At 59.5% G+C, this 16,342-nt stretch carries 16 protein-coding genes; 12 read left to right on the top strand and 4 right to left on the bottom strand.

Going from position 1 to position 16,342, the window contains the following annotated elements:
• The first annotated feature begins 15 nt into the window (after positions 1–15).
• Complete coding sequence (locus tag ACIP66_RS04510) at positions 16–1,071, top strand: substrate-binding domain-containing protein (protein WP_400645801.1); 1,056 nt, start codon at positions 16–18, stop codon at positions 1,069–1,071.
• 155 nt (positions 1,072–1,226) lie between these two features.
• Here ACIP66_RS04510 and ACIP66_RS04505 read toward each other — a convergent pair whose 3' ends face one another.
• Together ACIP66_RS04505 and ACIP66_RS04500 are read right to left on the bottom strand one after the other, a co-directional pair.
• Positions 1,227–1,412 carry a stability determinant gene (locus ACIP66_RS04505; protein ID WP_400645799.1) on the bottom strand — a complete coding sequence of 62 codons (186 nt, stop codon included), beginning with the start codon at positions 1,410–1,412 and terminating at the stop codon, positions 1,227–1,229.
• A gap of 226 nt (positions 1,413–1,638) precedes the next feature.
• Positions 1,639–2,586, bottom strand: coding sequence for a transporter (locus tag ACIP66_RS04500; protein WP_212544548.1), 948 nt, complete (start codon positions 2,584–2,586; stop codon positions 1,639–1,641).
• Positions 2,587–2,796: 210 nt separating this feature from the next.
• Here ACIP66_RS04500 and ACIP66_RS04495 point away from each other — a divergent pair, with 210 nt between their 5' ends.
• The 11 genes from ACIP66_RS04495 (at position 2,797) to ACIP66_RS04445 (ending at position 13,496) form a co-directional block, all read left to right on the top strand.
• On the top strand, positions 2,797–3,837 hold the full coding sequence (locus ACIP66_RS04495) for an AraC family transcriptional regulator (protein ID WP_282358331.1): 1,041 nt from the start codon (positions 2,797–2,799) through the stop codon (positions 3,835–3,837).
• A 142-nt stretch (positions 3,838–3,979) separates the two neighbouring features.
• Positions 3,980–4,867 (top strand): Dyp-type peroxidase, encoded by an 888-nt coding sequence (locus ACIP66_RS04490; protein WP_400645796.1) that lies wholly within the window; start codon positions 3,980–3,982, stop codon positions 4,865–4,867.
• Positions 4,868–4,878: 11 nt separating this feature from the next.
• Positions 4,879–5,844 carry a Gfo/Idh/MocA family protein gene (locus tag ACIP66_RS04485; RefSeq protein ID WP_400645794.1) on the top strand — a complete coding sequence of 322 codons (966 nt, stop codon included), beginning with the start codon at positions 4,879–4,881 and terminating at the stop codon, positions 5,842–5,844.
• 182 nt (positions 5,845–6,026) lie between these two features.
• Positions 6,027–6,779, top strand: a complete 753-nt coding sequence (locus tag ACIP66_RS04480; RefSeq protein ID WP_016774450.1) for a GntR family transcriptional regulator — start codon at positions 6,027–6,029, stop codon at positions 6,777–6,779.
• On the top strand, positions 6,776–8,506 hold the full coding sequence (locus ACIP66_RS04475; RefSeq protein WP_053120932.1) for a fumarate reductase/succinate dehydrogenase flavoprotein subunit: 1,731 nt from the start codon (positions 6,776–6,778) through the stop codon (positions 8,504–8,506). Before ACIP66_RS04480 ends, ACIP66_RS04475 begins: the two co-directional genes overlap by 4 nt.
• A 26-nt stretch (positions 8,507–8,532) precedes the next feature.
• A complete protein-coding gene (locus ACIP66_RS04470) occupies positions 8,533–8,778 on the top strand; it encodes a ferredoxin family protein (protein WP_003225615.1) in 246 nt (81 codons plus the stop codon).
• A 230-nt stretch (positions 8,779–9,008) separates the two neighbouring features.
• Positions 9,009–10,412, top strand: a complete 1,404-nt coding sequence (locus ACIP66_RS04465; RefSeq protein ID WP_400645791.1) for an ABC transporter substrate-binding protein — start codon at positions 9,009–9,011, stop codon at positions 10,410–10,412.
• Between the two features lie 219 nt (positions 10,413–10,631).
• Positions 10,632–11,414, top strand: a complete 783-nt coding sequence (locus tag ACIP66_RS04460) for an ABC transporter permease (protein WP_282359134.1) — start codon at positions 10,632–10,634, stop codon at positions 11,412–11,414.
• Complete coding sequence (locus ACIP66_RS04455; RefSeq protein WP_400645788.1) at positions 11,414–12,262, top strand: ABC transporter ATP-binding protein; 849 nt, start codon at positions 11,414–11,416, stop codon at positions 12,260–12,262. The genes ACIP66_RS04460 and ACIP66_RS04455 overlap by 1 nt, the downstream gene beginning before the upstream one ends.
• Positions 12,259–13,221 (top strand): HEAT repeat domain-containing protein, encoded by a 963-nt coding sequence (locus ACIP66_RS04450; protein WP_400645785.1) that lies wholly within the window; start codon positions 12,259–12,261, stop codon positions 13,219–13,221. Before ACIP66_RS04455 ends, ACIP66_RS04450 begins: the two co-directional genes overlap by 4 nt.
• A complete protein-coding gene (locus ACIP66_RS04445; RefSeq protein ID WP_400645782.1) occupies positions 13,218–13,496 on the top strand; it encodes a DUF971 domain-containing protein in 279 nt (92 codons plus the stop codon). Before ACIP66_RS04450 ends, ACIP66_RS04445 begins: the two co-directional genes overlap by 4 nt.
• Positions 13,497–13,622: 126 nt before the next feature.
• Here ACIP66_RS04445 and ACIP66_RS04440 read toward each other — a convergent pair whose 3' ends face one another.
• The gene (locus tag ACIP66_RS04440) at positions 13,623–15,281 is read right to left on the bottom strand and encodes a phosphoethanolamine transferase (RefSeq protein WP_400645780.1); all 1,659 of its coding nucleotides are present in this window, start codon (positions 15,279–15,281) and stop codon (positions 13,623–13,625) included.
• Positions 15,282–15,502: 221 nt separating this feature from the next.
• Complete coding sequence (locus ACIP66_RS04435) at positions 15,503–16,240, bottom strand: TorF family putative porin (RefSeq protein WP_400645777.1); 738 nt, start codon at positions 16,238–16,240, stop codon at positions 15,503–15,505.
• Positions 16,241–16,342 lie beyond the last annotated feature (102 nt).

The raw sequence follows: 16,342 nt of genomic DNA, 5'->3' as shown, positions 1-16,342 counted from the left end.
ATTCAAGGATGTTGTATGCACGGTTCAATCAAACAGTTCGCGCGCCATTGCCTCACCGGCGCGGTGCTCTCGATATTGGCGCTGAACGCGCAGGCCAAGGCATTGCCTGGCGCGCCGGCACCGTTCGACAAGGGTCAGGTGCAGATTGCGTTGGTGGGCTATCTGTTTTCCGGGGATTTTCCCGAAGCGTATTTGCGTGGCGTAGAGAAACAGACCGAAGCGCTCGGCGCCAATCTGCGGGTGTTTGATGCGCGGCAGCAGGCGGCGAGTCAGGGCGAGATGATCGATCAGGCGGCTGACCTCGGTGTCGACGGCATCATCGTGCAGCTCGGTCTGGCGGAAACCCTCAAAGGCCCGATCGACCGGGCGCTCGCCAAGGGCATCAAAGTCGTTGCTTTCGACGTTGATCTGAACACGCCACAAGTCACCCAAGTTGAACAGGATCATCATGCACTGGCGCGTCTGGCGCTGGATCAGGCAGTGAAGGACAACGGCACGCGCTTCGACGCCGGTTACGTGTACATCAGCGGTTTCACCCCGATGGAGCGACGTGACGAGATCTGGAGTCAGGTGAAAAAGGCCAATCCCGGGATCATCGAAAAAGCGCGATTCGGCACGCTCAACCCGCCAATCGCCAACTCCGTCGCCGATCAGGCCAGCGCCGTGCTGCGCGCCAACCCCGGCATCAGCGTGATCTTCGCGCCCTTCGACGAGTTCGCCAAAGGCGCAAAAATCGCCGTCGACGAAGCCGGGCTGGCGAGCAAAGTGAAAATCTACAGCGCCGACATCTCCACCGCCGATATCCAGATCATGAAAGAACCGAACAGCGCCTGGGCCGCGACGGCAGCGGTCAATCCACAAGTCGCCGGTGCGATCAGCGTGCGCAGCTTGGCAATGCTGATTGCCGGGGAAAACCCGGGGCAGCAAGTGCTGGTACCACCGACCTTGATCACGCGGCAGCAGTTGCTGGATCTCGACGTGAAGAACGTGCGCGACCTGGCGCAGAAACTGCCAGCGTTTGGCGATACGGCAGATGTGGCGCGGGCGGCTTGGATTCCGGTGGTGAATTAAGCCGCTTGTTTACGCAGTAGAAATGCTCGCATGAACACCGCAAGTCCGTAGGAGCCGAGCTTGCTCGCGAAGGCGTAGTGTCAGGCGACACCTCTAATACCTGACATGCCGCCTTCGCGAGCAAGCTCTGCTCCTACAGGTTTATCGTTAGGCACTTAAACCGTAGCGCGTCGATTTTTGCGCCTCTCTTCTATCATTCGATCGAGAAGAACCATGGCTTCATCATGAGGAATGCCTGGGCGCGGGTCATCCAGTGCGGCTTGTACTTTGGCACGATACCAACGGTCGTAGCTCGCTGCTTCTTCGTCGGTTTCGAACAGGGGGGAAATATCGGAACTCATCAGAACCTCCAAGAGGATGCAGCTAGTTATAGTTACTGGCTAGACGAAGTACCGAGTATCCCCAAGCTCAAGCGCCAAAGATGTCAGACGATTCCTCCGATCAGCAGGGGATTTCGGAGGCTTTTGTAGGAGCCGAGCTTGCTCGCGAAGAGGCTGGCACATTCAACATTGGAGGTGCCTGACACAACGCCTTCGCGAGCAAGCTCGGCTCCTACAGGTTTACGCGTCAGAAGGCGTAGGGGATGCTGACCTTGGCCCAGAGCATTTCGCCTTCCGGGCGATTTTCCACGTCGAATTCCTTGGCCCAGCGGATCTCTGCGCTGGCGTATTTGAGGAACGTCCAGTGCAGCGCCGGGCCGATGGCGAACACTTTGCCGCGCACGCCGTCGTCGACATCCTGCCCGGCGAACTGCACGGTGTGGCCGAACTGTTTGTCGTCGGTGGTTTGCTGGAGGAAGTAGCCGTTGATCCCGAGCATCAGGTCGTCGGTGAGCTTGTAGCTGGCCGAATAATCGAAGTGGAAGATCTGCCCGGACTTGTAGTCGGTGTCTTTGTTCTTCTCGTTGAAGCTGTAAGTGGTCTTCATCGACACCTCGGTTTTATCCGTCGGCAACCAGGTGAAGGAGAACAGCGGCTTGTAGGTGTAGAAATTGTTGCTGGTGTTGGCCAGCCGATCGACGCTGTATTCGCCGGTCGGCACAGTGATTTCCAGAGCCGCGCCGAGGGTCAGGTTTTTGCCCATGTCCCACAAAATGATCGGCGCAACGGTGGTGTCGCCCATGCCTTCGCGCGTGTCGCTGAGGCCGAACACCGAGACTTCCTGTTTCAACCACGGCTGTGCGATGTAGCCGGCCAGACGCCCGCCGAACACGCGCACCGGGCTCAGGTAGTCGAGGCGCGGTATCACTGCCGTGGATTCGATCTCGACATTAGGCACCTTGCCGCCCAGCGAACTGATGTTGAGTTTGGTCGACTTGTAATGGTTGTAGTAGACGTTGAACGCGACCATGTTCTCCGGAAGGCTGTCGACTTCCAGCGGCAGCATGAAGAAACCGTCGGTGCCGGGGCCGATGTTGTCGACGCCGGCTTCGGTGGCCAGCGCCGGTACAGTCGCGGCGCAGCCCAGCAAGGAAAGGGCCAGGCGCAAGGGGAATGTCGCGCGGTTCGGGTGCATATCCGTCCTCATTATTATTGTGTTTTGACGCAACGCCGGTACGCAGCACGCCCGGCACTATAGAAATAAGCCGTTGGCGCCTGTCAGGGCAGGGTATTGGCGGACACTGAGGGGGACTTCTGCGGACAGTCCGTCAAGCCTGTGCTAACTTCCTTCGACATAACCGGTTACAAAAATAACAATCAAGCGTGATCCGGAAAGTCAGCCCCCATGAATGTAAAAGTCCAAGACCCCACTTTCGAACTGGCGCTAGTGTCGCCGTTCCTCCTGCAAACCCTCGCCGAAGTCGCGCAGAACAAGGGCGTCGAGCCCGAGAGCCTGTGCCGTGGCCTGGGTTTTACCCTTGAAGACCTGCAGGATCCGGCGCAGCGGATTTCCTATCGCCAGGCCGTGGCGATGATTCAGCGCGCGCTCAAAGTGCTGCCCAATCAGGGCCTCGGCTTGTGGGTGGGGGCACAGAATGTGCTGGGCACGTTGGGCTTGCTCGGGCATGTGTTGTCGCTGTGCAAGACGTTGCGTGATGCGTTTGCCTTGGGCATTCGTCATCAGCACACGTCGGGCGGGATTGTGGTGTCGAGTGTCGATGTGGTTGGCGACCAGGTGCACCTTGATGCTGATTGTCGGTTGCCGTTCGCCGAAGTGCAGGTGTTCGCGGTCGAGGAGTTTTTTGCCAGTTTGCTGGTGTATGGCCGGGCGCTAGCCGGGGCTGATTTTGCGCCGATTGCGGTGGAGTTTGTGCATGCCGCGCCGGATTACCTCAGTGAATATCACCGACTGCTCGGGCCGAATGTGCGCTTCGGTTGCCTGCACAATCGCATGTTGATCGATGTGCGCTGGCTCGATGTGAACCTGCCCAATCACCATTCGCTGGCGCTGCGTCAGGCAGTGAAACTGCTGGAGCTGGAAGCGGCGCAGGTGCATCAGAAGCTTGATCTGATTCAGGCGGTGGAGCGGGCGATTGCGCGGGATTTGAGCAGCGGCAGTCATATCGAAAAGATTGCCGGCGATTTGAACATGAGCAGCCGCACCTTGCGCCGACGGTTGACTGAGCATGCGCTGACGTTTGAGGCGTTGCTGGAGCAAGTGCGGCAGGCGCGGACGATGAGTCTGCTGGCGAACCCGGACATGCCGATAGAGCGGATTACCGAAGAGGTCGGATACAGCGATGTGCGCAGTTTTCGCCGGGCGTTCAAACGCTGGACGGGGATGAGCCCGAGTGCGTGGCGCCAGGAAAGCGTTACAGCTGTTTAAAAGATCAAAAGATCGCAGCCTTCGGCAGCTCCTACCCTGATCCCTGTAGGAGCTGCCGAAGGCTGCGATCTTTTGATCTTGCTTCAACCCCACAAACTGTCTGGCTACAGGTAAACTCCGCGCACTTTTTCGAGGAGTTCACATGAGTTACTACCAGCCGGGCATTCTCGCCACCCCCGTTCCTGCGCAAGCACGTCACCTGTTTTTCGCGCTTCAGTCAGTTGAAGCGCTGCCACAGGCGATCGACAATCTGCTGAATCAGGTGGACGGCAAGTCGGCGGTGGTCGGTTTCGGTGAATCCCTGGCCAAGGCCCTCAACGTCCAGATTGACGGCCTGCGCAGCTTCCCGGCGATGTCCGGCGTCGGCGTGGAAAACCCGTCGACCCAACACGCGCTGTGGGTCTGGCTGCACGGCGTCGACCGTGGTGAATTGCTCAACCGCTGCAACGCCGTCGAAGCCGCGCTGGCCCCGGCCCTGCGCCTGGTTGAGATGCAGGAAGCCTTCCGCCACAAGGACGGCCACGACCTGACCGGCTACGAAGACGGCACTGAAAACCCGCACGACGAAGCCGCCATCGCCGCTGCCCTGCAAAGCGCTGGCACTGACGGCATGGTCGGCGGCAGCTTCGCCGCAATCCAGCAGTGGCAGCACGATCTCAAGGGTTTCCACAAACTCTCCGCCGATGACAAAGACAACATCATGGGCCGTCGCCTCAGCGACAACGAAGAGATCGACGACGCGCCAGTCTCCGCCCACGTCAAACGCACCGCACAGGAAAGCTTCGCGCCGGAAGCATTCGTCGTGCGCCGTTCGATGCCGTGGATTGAAGGCGATCGTGCGGGCCTGATGTTCCTCGCGTTCGGCTTCTCGCTGGATGCCTTCGAAGCACAACTGCGACGCATGAGCGGTCTGGAAGACGGCATCACCGACGGTCTGTATCGCATCAGCCGGCCGATCACCGGTGGCTACTACTGGTGCCCGCCGTTGAAGGACGGTCACCTCGATCTGCGCGCCTTGCGCATCGGCTAAAGGAGTAAAAAATGAACGTGGTGCGTTGGGGCATGATCGGGTGCGGCAGCGTCGCTGAACGCAAGAGCGGGCCGGCCTTCTACAAGGCGCCCGGTTCTGCGCTGGTGGCGGTGATGGGGCGACGCCTTGAAGCGGTGACTGACTACGCTGCGCGCCACGGCATCGCGCGGGTCTACACCGATGTCGATGCGCTGATCAACGATCCCGAGGTCGACGCGGTGTACATCGCCACGCCACCCGACAGCCACCATGCCTACAGCCTGAAAGTCGCTGCCGCCGGCAAACATTGCTGCGTCGAAAAACCCATGGCATTGAATGCCGGGCAAAGCCGCGAGATGCAGCAGGCGTTTGCCGACGCTGGTTTGCACCTGTTCGTTTCCTACTATCGCCGTTCGTTGCCGCGCTTTGCGCAGGTGCGGCAGTGGCTGGAGGAGGGGCGCATCGGTGAGGTTCGGCATCTGAGCTGGACGCTGACCAAAGCGCCGTCGCCGGTTGATCTCGATGGCCGCGACAACTGGCGCACCGATCCTGCGGTGGCCGGTGGCGGTTATTTTGCCGATCTGGCCAGCCACGGTTTTGACCTGTTCCAGTATCTGCTCGGCGATATCGTTGAAGTGGCCGGATTCACGGCGCGGCAGGCGGGTTTGTATGCGGCGGAAGATGCCGTCAGCGCCAGTTGGCGATTCGCCTCCGGGGCGTTGGGCATGGGCTGCTGGAGCTTTGTCGCGGATCGGCGCGAGGACCGCGTCGAGATCATCGGCAGCCTGGGGCGGATCAGTTTTTCGGTGTTTGATGAACTTCCTGTGCAGTTGCATGCCGATGAAAACATCAGCCTGGAAATCCCGCATCACGAACACATTCAGTGGCATCACCTGCTGGGTATGAATGCGCATATTCGGGGTGATTCACAACACCCTGCAGTCGCCGAGCAAGCGCTCAAGACTGATTGGGTCATGGATCAGATCCTCAAACGTTAAGATCAAAAGATCGCAGCCTTCGGCAGCTCCTACGGGGATCGCGGTCTCATGTAGGAGCTGCCGAAGGCTGCGATCTTTTGATTTTCAACACCGAATCTAAGGTTATGCCCAAACAATATTTCTAACCTTGTCATAACAACTCTAAGATCACGTCATAACTCGTTATAACAAGTGATCCCGCGATGACCGATAACGTTCTCTCCCTCAGTAGCGTTCCTCTGCACACCCAATTACGCGACGTCCTCCGTGCGCGCATTCTCGACGGCGAATACCCGCAAGACAGCCAGATGCCGTCCGAAAGCGAACTCGGTGCACTGTTCAAAGTCAGCCGCATCACCGTGCGCCAGGCCTTGGGCGATCTGCAAAAAGAAGGCCTGATCTTCAAGATCCACGGCAAAGGCACCTTCGTCGCCAAGCCGAAAACCTTTCAAAACGTCAGCAGCCTGCAAGGCCTCGCCGAGTCCATGACCGGGCGTGGCTACGAGGTGATCAACCGCCTGCGCAGCTTCAAATTCATCCCGGCCGACAAGCGCGTGGCCGAGCGTTTGCAGGTCGCCGAAGGCGAGATCGTCGCGCAGATCAAGCGTGTACGCCTGATTAATCGCGAACCAATCTCGCTGGAAATCACCTACCTGCCCAAAGCCGTCGGCGAACGGTTGGAGAAGGCCGATCTGGTCACCCGCGACATCTTTCTGATCCTCGAAAACGACTGCGGCATCGCTCTCGGCCACGCCGATCTGGCCATCGACGCGGTGCTGGCTGACAGCGACCTGACCCAGGCGCTGAACGTCGAAGCTGGCTCGCCGATCATGCGCATCGAACGTCTGACCCACGACGCCCAGGGCCAACCGCTGGACTTCGAACACCTTTACTACCGTGGCGATGCATTCCAGTACCGCCTGCGGATCGACCGGCAAAAAGGGGAGCAGGCATGACCCGCAACGTTCTCGAACAGGAATACGACATCGTCGTCATCGGCGGCGGCACTGCCGGGCCGATGGCCGCCATCAAGGCCAAAGAAAAGAACCGCGACTTGCGCGTATTGCTGGTCGACAAGGCCAACGTCAAACGCAGCGGCGCGATCAGCATGGGCATGGACGGCCTGAACAACGCGATCATCCCCGGGCACTCGACGCCGGAGCAGTACACCAAGGAAATCACCATCGCCAATGACGGCATCGTCAACCAAGCTGCGGTGTACGCCTACGCGACCCACAGCTTCGAAACCATCGAACAGTTGGATCGCTGGGGTGTGAAGTTCGAGAAGGACGAAACCGGCGATTACGCAGTGAAAAAAGTCCACCACATGGGCGCCTACGTGCTGCCGATGCCGGAAGGGCACGACATCAAAAAAGTCCTCTACCGCCAGTTGAAACGTGCACGAGTGAGCATCACCAATCGCCTCGTCTGCACGCGGTTGCTGACCGACGAGGAGGGCACCGTCAACGGGGTGATGGGCTTCGACTGCCGCACCGCCGACTTTCATGTGATCAAAGCCAAAGCGGTGATCCTCGCCTGCGGCGCCGCCGGACGACTCGGCCTGCCATCGTCGGGCTACCTGATGGGCACCTACGAAAACCCGACCAATGCCGGCGACGGCTACGCGATGGCCTATCACGCCGGCGCCGAACTGGCCAACCTCGAGTGCTTTCAGATCAACCCGCTGATCAAAGATTACAACGGCCCGGCCTGCGCTTACGTCACCGGCCCGCTGGGCGGCTACACCGCGAACAACAAGGGCGAACGCTTCATCGAGTGCGACTACTGGAGCGGGCAGATGATGTGGGAATTCCACCAGGAACTGGAGAGCGGTAACGGCCCGGTGTTCCTCAAACTCGATCACCTGGCCGAGGAAACCATCCAGAACATCGAGGAGATTCTGCACAGCAACGAGCGCCCGAGTCGCGGCCAGTTTCACGCCAATCGCGGCACCGATTACCGCACGCAAATGGTTGAAATGCACATCTCCGAAATCGGTTTTTGCAGTGGTCACTCGGCGTCCGGTGTATGGGTCAACGAGCGTGCCGAGACCTCGGTGAAAGGTCTGTACTCGGCGGGTGACATGGCTGCCGTACCGCACAACTACATGCTCGGCGCGTTCACTTACGGCTGGTTCGCCGGGCACAACGCCGCCGATTTTGTCGCCGGGCGCGAGTTTTCTGCGCTGGATGCCGAGCAGATTGAAAAGGAAAAAGCCCGGGTCTACGCGCCGCTGGATCGCGAACACGGTCTGCCGCCGGCGCAGGTCGAATACAAGCTGCGGCGCTTCGTCAACGATTACCTGCAACCGCCGAAAGTGACCAAGAAAATGCAGATCGGCTTGCAACGCTTCAGCGACATCGAACGCGATCTTGATCAGATGAAAGCCAACAACGCCCACGAACTGATGCGCGCCATGGAAACCAGCGTGATTCGCGACTGCGCCGAAATGGCTGCGCGCGCCTCGTTGTTCCGTGCGGAAAGCCGCTGGGGTCTTTATCACTATCGTGTCGATCACCCGCAGCGCAACGACAGCGAGTGGTTCTGCCATTGCCACTTGAAGAAGGGCGATGACGGTCAGATGACCAGTTTCAAGAAAGCCGTCGAGCCTTACATCATCCCGCTCGATGCCGAGGAAATGCAGGCCTACGACCGTTTGCGGGTCGGCGCATTTGCCGCTTGATGCACACCTGAAAGAGAGTCCGAACCATGGCCTATCAAGCTCAAGAAATCTTCTTCCGCTCCAACGCCCCCGTCACCGTCGACGAGGACAAATGCATCGCCGAAAAGGGCTGCACCGTGTGTGTCGACGTTTGCCCGATGGACTTGCTGGCGATTAATCCGGCGACGCAGAAGGCCTACATGGCGTTCGATGAATGCTGGTACTGCATGCCGTGCGAGAAGGATTGCCCGACGGGTGCCGTGAAAGTCGACATTCCCTATCTCCTGCGTTGAAACCCGATCCCTGTAGGAGTGAGCCTGCTCGCGATAGCGGTGTGTCAGATGTAGATGTGCTGGCTGACACACCGCTATCGCGAGCAGGCTCACTCCTACAGTAGATCTACGACACCCCAAAGCCATCCGGCAAACCCCGGACGCTGGATTCACCGAAAACCCCTCGTTTCCCACCGCGCCCTGATCGCGGCGGAGACGAACTCAAATAAATGATTCGAGGGGAAACAACCATGTTGCGTGCAGCAATCGCCGGTCTGGTACTGGCTTCGTTCACCGTGTCGGCCTCGGCTGAAACCATCCGCATCGCCATCGGCACCCAGGACACCACCATCAACTGCGCCGCTGGCGGGTTGTTGATTCGTGAACTCGGACTGCTCGACAAATACCTGCCCCACGACGGCGCCTACAAAGACGCCAAGTACGACGTGCAGTGGAAGAACTTCACCAGCGGCGCACCGCTAACCAACGAGATGGTCGCCGGCAAACTCGACTTCGGCGCCATGGCCGATTTCCCCGGTGCGTTCAACGGTGTCGCGTTTGAGACCGCCGGCAAACACAGCCTATTTATCAGCGTGTTGTCGGGCAGCATCAAGGGCAGCGGCAACGGCATTGTCGTGCCGAGCGCATCGGGTGTGCAGTCGCTGAGCGAGCTCAAGGGCAAGACCATTTCCGTGCCGTTCGCTTCCACCGCGCACGGCATGTTGCTGCGTGCCGTCGCGGCGCAGGGCTGGGATCCACTGAAAGATGTGAACATCATCGCCCAGCCGCCGGAAGTCGCCGGCTCCGCGTTGCAGGCCGGCAAAATCGACGCTCACGCTGATTTTGTGCCGTTCGCCGAACTGTTCCCGAGCCGTGGTTTCGCGCGCAAGATTTATGACGGCGCCCAGGCCAATGCGCCGACGTTCCATGGTGCGCTGGTGGATCAGGCATATGCGAAGAAATACCCGGAAGTCGTCGTCGCTTACCTGCGTGCGAGTATCGAGGCCAATCAGTTGCTCGCGGCGGAGCCTGAGAAGTACAGCGAGCTGATCGCCAAAGTCACTGGTGTTGATGCCGAGGTGAATTACCTGTTCCATGGCCCGCTCGGTGTGCAGACCCGCGACCTGAGCTGGAAGCCTGAATATCGTCAGGCGGTGGGAACGGCGATCGATACGCTGAAGCTGCTGAAGAAGGCTGATCGTGGGCTCGATCTGAACAACTTCATTGACGATCAATATATTCGTGCGGCGTTCAAGGCGTCGGGTCTGGATTACACGGCGCAACTGGCGGATTACGCGCAGACGGCGTTGAAAGCCACGGATGCCGCAACGGGTAAGGCAATTACCGACTTCAGTCATGTCGCCGAAATCTGGGTGCGCGGTGAGGACAAGGTGCGCCAGTACGCCTCGGCGGAAGAGGCGTTTACTGCGCTGGCGGCGTTGAAGCAAGAAGGTAAAAACGTTCGGGCGGTGTATGCGCAGGCCAGTGATAGCGGGATCAAGTTGCTCGCCGAACAGGCCTGGTTTGCCAGTGATGCCAAGGGGCGCTTGAGCGCCTTCCTGCTCAAAGGCCAGGCTCAGCAATTTGCCTCGGCGCAGGGCGGCAAAGTCTTTGACTTCACCGATGCCACCACCCAAGCCGTTGCCTCGCGTTGATGAAGATCAAGAGCCCCTCACCCTAGCCCTCTCCCGGAGGGAGAGGGGACTGATCGAGGTGTTTGGGCGAAGTACGCCGACTTGAAATACCGAGCCGGGCTCGGGTTTTGAACAGCTTGAAGATCGGCTCCCTTTCCCCCTCGCCCCCCTGGGGGAGAGGGCTGGGGTGAGGGGGTAAATATCAGCCACACCACAGCTCCACAACCGGAAACCCGATCCATGAAATCACCCACCCTACGCTGGACATCCAGAGCCGCATCACTGCTGCTCTGCCTGCTGTTCTGGCAACTCGCCGCCAGCCACCACTGGAACCTCGGCCTCGTCACCTTCGCCAACGTGCCGACACCCATCGCGGTGATCGAAGCCGCGCTGGGCCTCGGCGACTCCGGCAAGCTCCTGCAACACCTGACCGCCAGCCTCAGCCGCGTCTTCGCCGGCTACCTCGCAGCGCTCGTCATCGGCATCGCCCTGGGCCTCGCCATCGGCCGTTCAAAATGGGCCGAAGACCTGCTGCTGCCACCGCTGGAAGTCCTGCGCCCAATCCCCGCCGTCGCGTGGATTCCGCTGGCGATTCTGATGTTCCCGTCCTCCGAATTGTCGATGGTCTTCATCACCTTCACCGGCGCGTTGTTCCCGATCCTGCTCAACACCGTGCACGGCGTCGAAGGCGTCGACCCACGCCTGATCGCCTCAGCGAAAAGCCTCGGGGCAGGGCGCCGCGCGATCCTGCTGGAAGTGATCCTGCCCGGCGCTGCGCCAAGCATCATCACCGGTTTGGCGATCGGCATGGGCACTTCATGGTTCTGCCTCGTCACGGCGGAAATGATCTCCGGCCAGTTCGGCATCGGTTACTACACCTGGGAGTCCTACACCATTCAGAACTACGCCGACATCGTCGTCGGCATGCTCTTGATCGGGGTGTTGGGCATGGGCAGCAGTCTGTTGATCAAACGTCTGGGCGGCTTGTTCACGCCTTGGCATCGACCGCGAGGAAAAGCCTGATGAGCGCGATGCAAACCCCGGAAGGGCGGATCGACATTCGCCAATTGTCCATCGTCCTCGGCGAAGGTCGCGAAGCCTTTGAAGCGGTGCAAGGCCTCGATTGCCAGATCGAGCCCGGCCAGTTCGTGTGCATTCTCGGCCCGTCCGGTTGCGGCAAATCGACGTTGCTCGGTGCATTGGCCGGGCATTTGAGCGCTCACGCCGGCAGCCTGAAAGTCGATGGCGGCGAAGTGTCTGGCCCATCACCACAGCGCGGCATGGTGTTCCAGCATCACACGCTGTTTCCGTGGCGCACGGTGCGCGACAACGTCGCTTTCGGCCTGAAGATGCGCGGCATCGGCAAGGCTGAACGGCATCGCGCTGCTGACGATATTCTCAAACTGGTCGGTCTCGAAGGCTTCGCCGAACGCTGGCCCAATCAGCTCTCTGGCGGCATGCAGCAACGCGTGGAAATCGCCCGTGTGCTGGTCAATCGCCCGCGCCTGTTGCTGATGGACGAGCCGTTCGGCGCGCTGGATGCGCTGACCCGCCTGAACATGCAAGAGCTGTTGCTGGACATCTGGACGCGCATCCGCACCACCGTGGTGTTCGTCACCCACGACATCGACGAAGCGCTATTTCTTGCCGACCGCTTGCTGGTGATGAGCGCGCGGCCGGGGCGCATCATCGAAGATCTGCGCCTCGACTTCGCCCGACCACGCACCAGCGAGCTGGTCACCAGCCCTGAGTTCTCGCGCCTCAAACGTCACTGCCTCGACCTGCTGCGCCACGACGACGACCGACCGCTGCCGCGCCTCAACCCGCTCGGTCTGCCTCCCGAAAACCCTTTGCCGCGATTTGCCCTATGACCTCTATTTTTGCTGTGACCGATAACGATGACATCCTCGCCCTGCAACCGCGCCTGACTGCTGAAGACGCCGGGGTGCGGCGCATTGCCCTGATTGATCTGGCCGATCTCGAAGAGCCGGATGGCCTGCTCTGGCTGGTTGATCGCTTGGGCCAGGATCCCGCCGAAGAAGTCCGCGCTGAAGCCGCGCGATTGCTGGAGGCCTGGGAAGATGAAGACGTCGTGCAAGCCTTGTGTGAGGCGCTGACTGATCCCGCGCCTTCGGTGCAATCGGCTGCCGCGCAGAGCCTGAGCTTGCTGAAAACGGAAGCGGCGGGACGAGTGATTCTGCCGTGGACTGATCACGCTGATGTCAGCGTTCGTATTGCGGCGTTCCGTGCATTGCGTGAACTGCGTTTCGCCGATGCCGCACCCGCTGCGCTCTCGGCGCTGAACGATGCCGATGCCAGCGTTCGCCGCGAAGCGGTGGGCGTACTCGGCTGGCTCAAGCAACTCGACGCGTTACCGGCATTAGCAAGACTGGCCAGTGACGATCCCGACACCGAAGTTCGCCGCGCCGCCACCGGTGCATTGGGCCTGGCCTCCAGCGCCGACGTTCTGCCAGCCCTGCGCCAGGCCTTGCAGGACAACGCCTGGCAAGTGCGCGAAGAAGCCGCGACGACTTTGGGCAAGATCGGCCACATTGACGCCGGCGCAGCACTGGTTGACGCCTTGAACGATGACTATTGGCAGGTACGTTTGCGTGCCACGCGCAGCCTCGGTCGCCTGCGTTTCGCTCCGGCGCTGGACGCATTGATCGACACCCTCGGCCATCGCATTAGCAACCTGCGCAAAGAAGCCGCACTGGCCTTGGGTGAACTGAATGATCGCGGTGCCGTCGCCGCGTTGCAGGCCGCGCAGGATGACGGCGACCCGGAAGTGCGCAAAGCCGTGCGTATCGCCTTGAGTCAGCTGCAATGAACCCATTGTCCGTCGGTAATTCACAAAGTGAACGAACGCTGCGCCTGAACTGGCCGGATGGCCGTGAACAGCAACTCAACCACGCCGAACTGCGCCGCCAGTGCCCCTGCTCGCAATGCCGCGCGTTTCGCCTGAAAGGCATGGTGCCGCTGGTAGATGAGCGCATTCGCCTGATCGAACTCAACCCCCAGGGCTACGGCGTGCAACTGATCTTCAGCGACGGCCACCAACGCGGCATCTACCCGTGGGCCTATCTGGCAAACCTCATCCCTTAGGCTCACCACATCCCCCTTGTAGGAGCAGAGCTTGCTCGCGAAGGCGCCAGTTCAGCCACCACAGATATTGGCAAATACACCGCCTTCGCGAGCAAGCTCTGCTCCTACAAGAGATCGTGCTCAGGGTTATTGCGCGGCTGTCATTGAGGGCCGGCAGCCGTGGAAAATATCCAGCCCCGGTTGATACAGCGACGTCTTCACTTCAAACAACCCGAGCACCGAATGAAACAGGTTGTCGTGGCTCAAACCGGCTTCCCCGGTCTTACCCTGCAGGCAACCGCGATCAATCCCTTCATTGGCCAGTGTGTGATCACCAAACCACATCACCATCGGCACATGGGTCTGCGCTTCCGGCGCCAATGCATACGGCGCCGCATGCAGATACAGGCCGTTCTCACCCAGTGATTCGCCGTGATCGGACACGTAGATCATCGACGTATCCAGCGTCGCCTGATTGCGTTTGAGCAACTCGATCACCTTGGCGAGGAAATGGTCGGTGTACAGAATCGTGTTGTCGTAGACATTCACCAGTTCATCGCGACTGCAACTGCCCAACTGATTGGTGTGGCAGATCGGTTTAAAGTGCTCCAGCGCTTGCGGATAGCGCTCGTAGTATTCCGGGCCGTGGCTGCCGTCGGCGTGCAGGACGATGATCGCGTGGCCCTTGAGGCTGTCGATGTAGCTTTGCAGATCCTGCAGCAACGCTTCGTCGAGGCAGTTATTGCCGTCGCAGAATGGCCCCGGCTGGTTCTTCGCGATGTCGCGGTGCGGCACGCGCAGGCAGGTGCCTTTGCAGTCGCTGTTGTTGTCCAGCCACAACACTTGCACGCCAACCCGTTGAAGAATATCGAGCAGGCCTTCGTAGGTTTTGCCTTTCTTGTCGCTGTAATCCTCACGCGGGAACATCGAGAACATGCACGGCACCGACACCGCCGTCGATGTGCCGCAGGAATGCACCTGAGTGAAATTGAGGATGTCGAGTTTGCTCAGCTCGGGGTTGGTCTCGCGTTCATAACCGTTCAGCGAGAAATGATCGGCCCGGGCGGTTTCCCCGACCACAAACACCATCAGCGATTTTTTCTCGCGGCTGGCCGCTTTGGTGTTCATCACCGCGTCCTCACCGATGGCTTGCACCACGAAGTGCTTTTTGATGCCCAGGCGTTGCTTGGTGTATTTGCTGATTGCGTAGATGTAGTTGGTCGGGTTAATGAAGTGGGTGAGCTTGTCTTCTTCGCGAAAGATCGGCGCGTAAGTCGAATAGAACATGCCCACCGATGCGGCGATTACCAGCACGCAACCGACGATCACCAGAACCTTGTTGAGCAACCCGCGAAAGAACGGTCGATAACTCACCGGCCAACGCCAGATCAACACCGCCGGCAGCACGCCGAGCAGCAGCACATAGGTCAGCAATTTGCCGTTGAACAGCGCGGTGGCTTCGGACGGGTTGGTTTCGAAGACGTTCTGGATCATTACCGTGTCGATGGTGATCCCGTATTCATTCATGAAATACGCGGCGCAGGCCGAGAGCAGGGCGATAACCGTGAGCGCCGGTTTCAATGTCCAGCGGAATGAAACCAAGGTCAGCAGCAGGGTGATGGCGGCCCACAGAAACAGCCCGAAGGAGGCGAAAAACGCCAGTTTGTGCGCGCCTTGCAGGGTGATCAGCGTGCCCAGCGCCTTCCAGGTCGCCAGGTTGTACAGCGCGACCAGTGCCAAGGAAAACAACAGCACCAGTCGGGTAGAAGTGATGGACGGTAAACGCAGTCCGTTGCCCAAAGCCATTCGTATTTTTCCTCTACTCAATAGAAAACACACACGGTTGCGCGTGTAACTGTAGAAGACCAATAGTAAAAATTCCGTAAACATCCTGTAACAACTACAGAAAACACCGCCGCCCCTGTAGGAGCAGAGCTTGCTCGCGAAGGCGTCGTATCAGTGAGCAAAAATGTCGGCTGACATGACGCCTTCGCGAGCAAGCTTTGCTCCTACAGCGGATCGATTTGTCAGAAGGATTTGCTGACGCTCGCGACGACGGTCGCGGTGCAGACGTCCTTGAAGCCCCAGTTACTCAGGCATTGGCTCTGTGAGAGGTCCGTGTCGATGTAACTCAGGCCCAACACCACGCCGGCCAGATTGTGGGTGAGTTTCACCTCCCATTCGCGGTACGAGTCTTCAGCGCTGCCGGACGCCGAATACAAATGCGGATCCTTGAAATCCATATTGCCGTAGCGCAGCTTCAATCCCGAGTCGTACGGCAGTTCAGTTTCATAACCGATGTAGGTGTACAGCGAGTTCTGCTTGCTATCGATCCCCGGCGCATCGTTGGAGTAATACGCCGCCAGTTTCACTCCGTACAACCCGAGAATCCCGTAGACCTCACCTTGATTGAACTGGCTTTCCTTGGGGTAGGCGTACTTGATGTAGCCCAGATCGAGGCTGACCGCTTCGGTCGCTTGCCACAGCCAACCGGCGTAGTAATCGACTTCCTGACGGGTTTTCAGACCGCCGCCGAAATCGACGTTTGAACTCCAGGCACCGAGGTACAGACCGCTGCTGTGAGCGAGGGTCAGACCGGCCTGCACGGCAGGGTCATTCTGGGTTTGCGAGATGCCACGGGTGCGGTAGTCGCTGGCTAAAGTGAGATCCACCAACACAGCAAAGTCATCGTTCAAAGGGATCGCTTGGCTGCTCAAGGGCAGCGCGCTCAATAAACTCAGGGCGAACAGGGGCAAGGCTTTCATGTGAAGTCCCGATGTTGTGATTATTTTTGGGCAATACGAACCCCTGTAGGAGCTGCCGCAGGCTGCGATCTTTTGATCTTGGTTTTTAAAATCAAAGTCAAA

This window comes from Pseudomonas sp. NPDC088429 (genome assembly GCF_044753305.1).
GTDB lineage: Bacteria > Pseudomonadota > Gammaproteobacteria > Pseudomonadales > Pseudomonadaceae > Aquipseudomonas > Aquipseudomonas rustica.
Note: the sequence above shows the minus strand (reverse complement) of the source record. Positions and strands in the feature narration are given on the sequence as shown.

Excerpts from the sequence above, each read along its gene's own strand:
- ACIP66_RS04510 (WP_400645801.1), top strand. The coding sequence starts at position 16 with ATGCACGGTTCAATCAAACAGTTCGCGCGCCATTGCCTCACCGGCGCG.
- ACIP66_RS04505 (WP_400645799.1), bottom strand. The coding sequence starts at position 1,412 with ATGAGTTCCGATATTTCCCCCCTGTTCGAAACCGACGAAGAAGCAGCG.
- ACIP66_RS04500 (WP_212544548.1), bottom strand. The coding sequence starts at position 2,586 with ATGCACCCGAACCGCGCGACATTCCCCTTGCGCCTGGCCCTTTCCTTG.
- ACIP66_RS04495 (WP_282358331.1), top strand. The coding sequence starts at position 2,797 with ATGAATGTAAAAGTCCAAGACCCCACTTTCGAACTGGCGCTAGTGTCG.
- ACIP66_RS04490 (WP_400645796.1), top strand. The coding sequence starts at position 3,980 with ATGAGTTACTACCAGCCGGGCATTCTCGCCACCCCCGTTCCTGCGCAA.
- ACIP66_RS04485 (WP_400645794.1), top strand. The coding sequence starts at position 4,879 with ATGAACGTGGTGCGTTGGGGCATGATCGGGTGCGGCAGCGTCGCTGAA.
- ACIP66_RS04480 (WP_016774450.1), top strand. The coding sequence starts at position 6,027 with ATGACCGATAACGTTCTCTCCCTCAGTAGCGTTCCTCTGCACACCCAA.
- ACIP66_RS04475 (WP_053120932.1), top strand. The coding sequence starts at position 6,776 with ATGACCCGCAACGTTCTCGAACAGGAATACGACATCGTCGTCATCGGC.
- ACIP66_RS04470 (WP_003225615.1), top strand. The coding sequence starts at position 8,533 with ATGGCCTATCAAGCTCAAGAAATCTTCTTCCGCTCCAACGCCCCCGTC.
- ACIP66_RS04465 (WP_400645791.1), top strand. The coding sequence starts at position 9,009 with ATGTTGCGTGCAGCAATCGCCGGTCTGGTACTGGCTTCGTTCACCGTG.
- ACIP66_RS04460 (WP_282359134.1), top strand. The coding sequence starts at position 10,632 with ATGAAATCACCCACCCTACGCTGGACATCCAGAGCCGCATCACTGCTG.
- ACIP66_RS04455 (WP_400645788.1), top strand. The coding sequence starts at position 11,414 with ATGAGCGCGATGCAAACCCCGGAAGGGCGGATCGACATTCGCCAATTG.
- ACIP66_RS04450 (WP_400645785.1), top strand. The coding sequence starts at position 12,259 with ATGACCTCTATTTTTGCTGTGACCGATAACGATGACATCCTCGCCCTG.
- ACIP66_RS04445 (WP_400645782.1), top strand. The coding sequence starts at position 13,218 with ATGAACCCATTGTCCGTCGGTAATTCACAAAGTGAACGAACGCTGCGC.
- ACIP66_RS04440 (WP_400645780.1), bottom strand. The coding sequence starts at position 15,281 with ATGGCTTTGGGCAACGGACTGCGTTTACCGTCCATCACTTCTACCCGA.
- ACIP66_RS04435 (WP_400645777.1), bottom strand. The coding sequence starts at position 16,240 with ATGAAAGCCTTGCCCCTGTTCGCCCTGAGTTTATTGAGCGCGCTGCCC.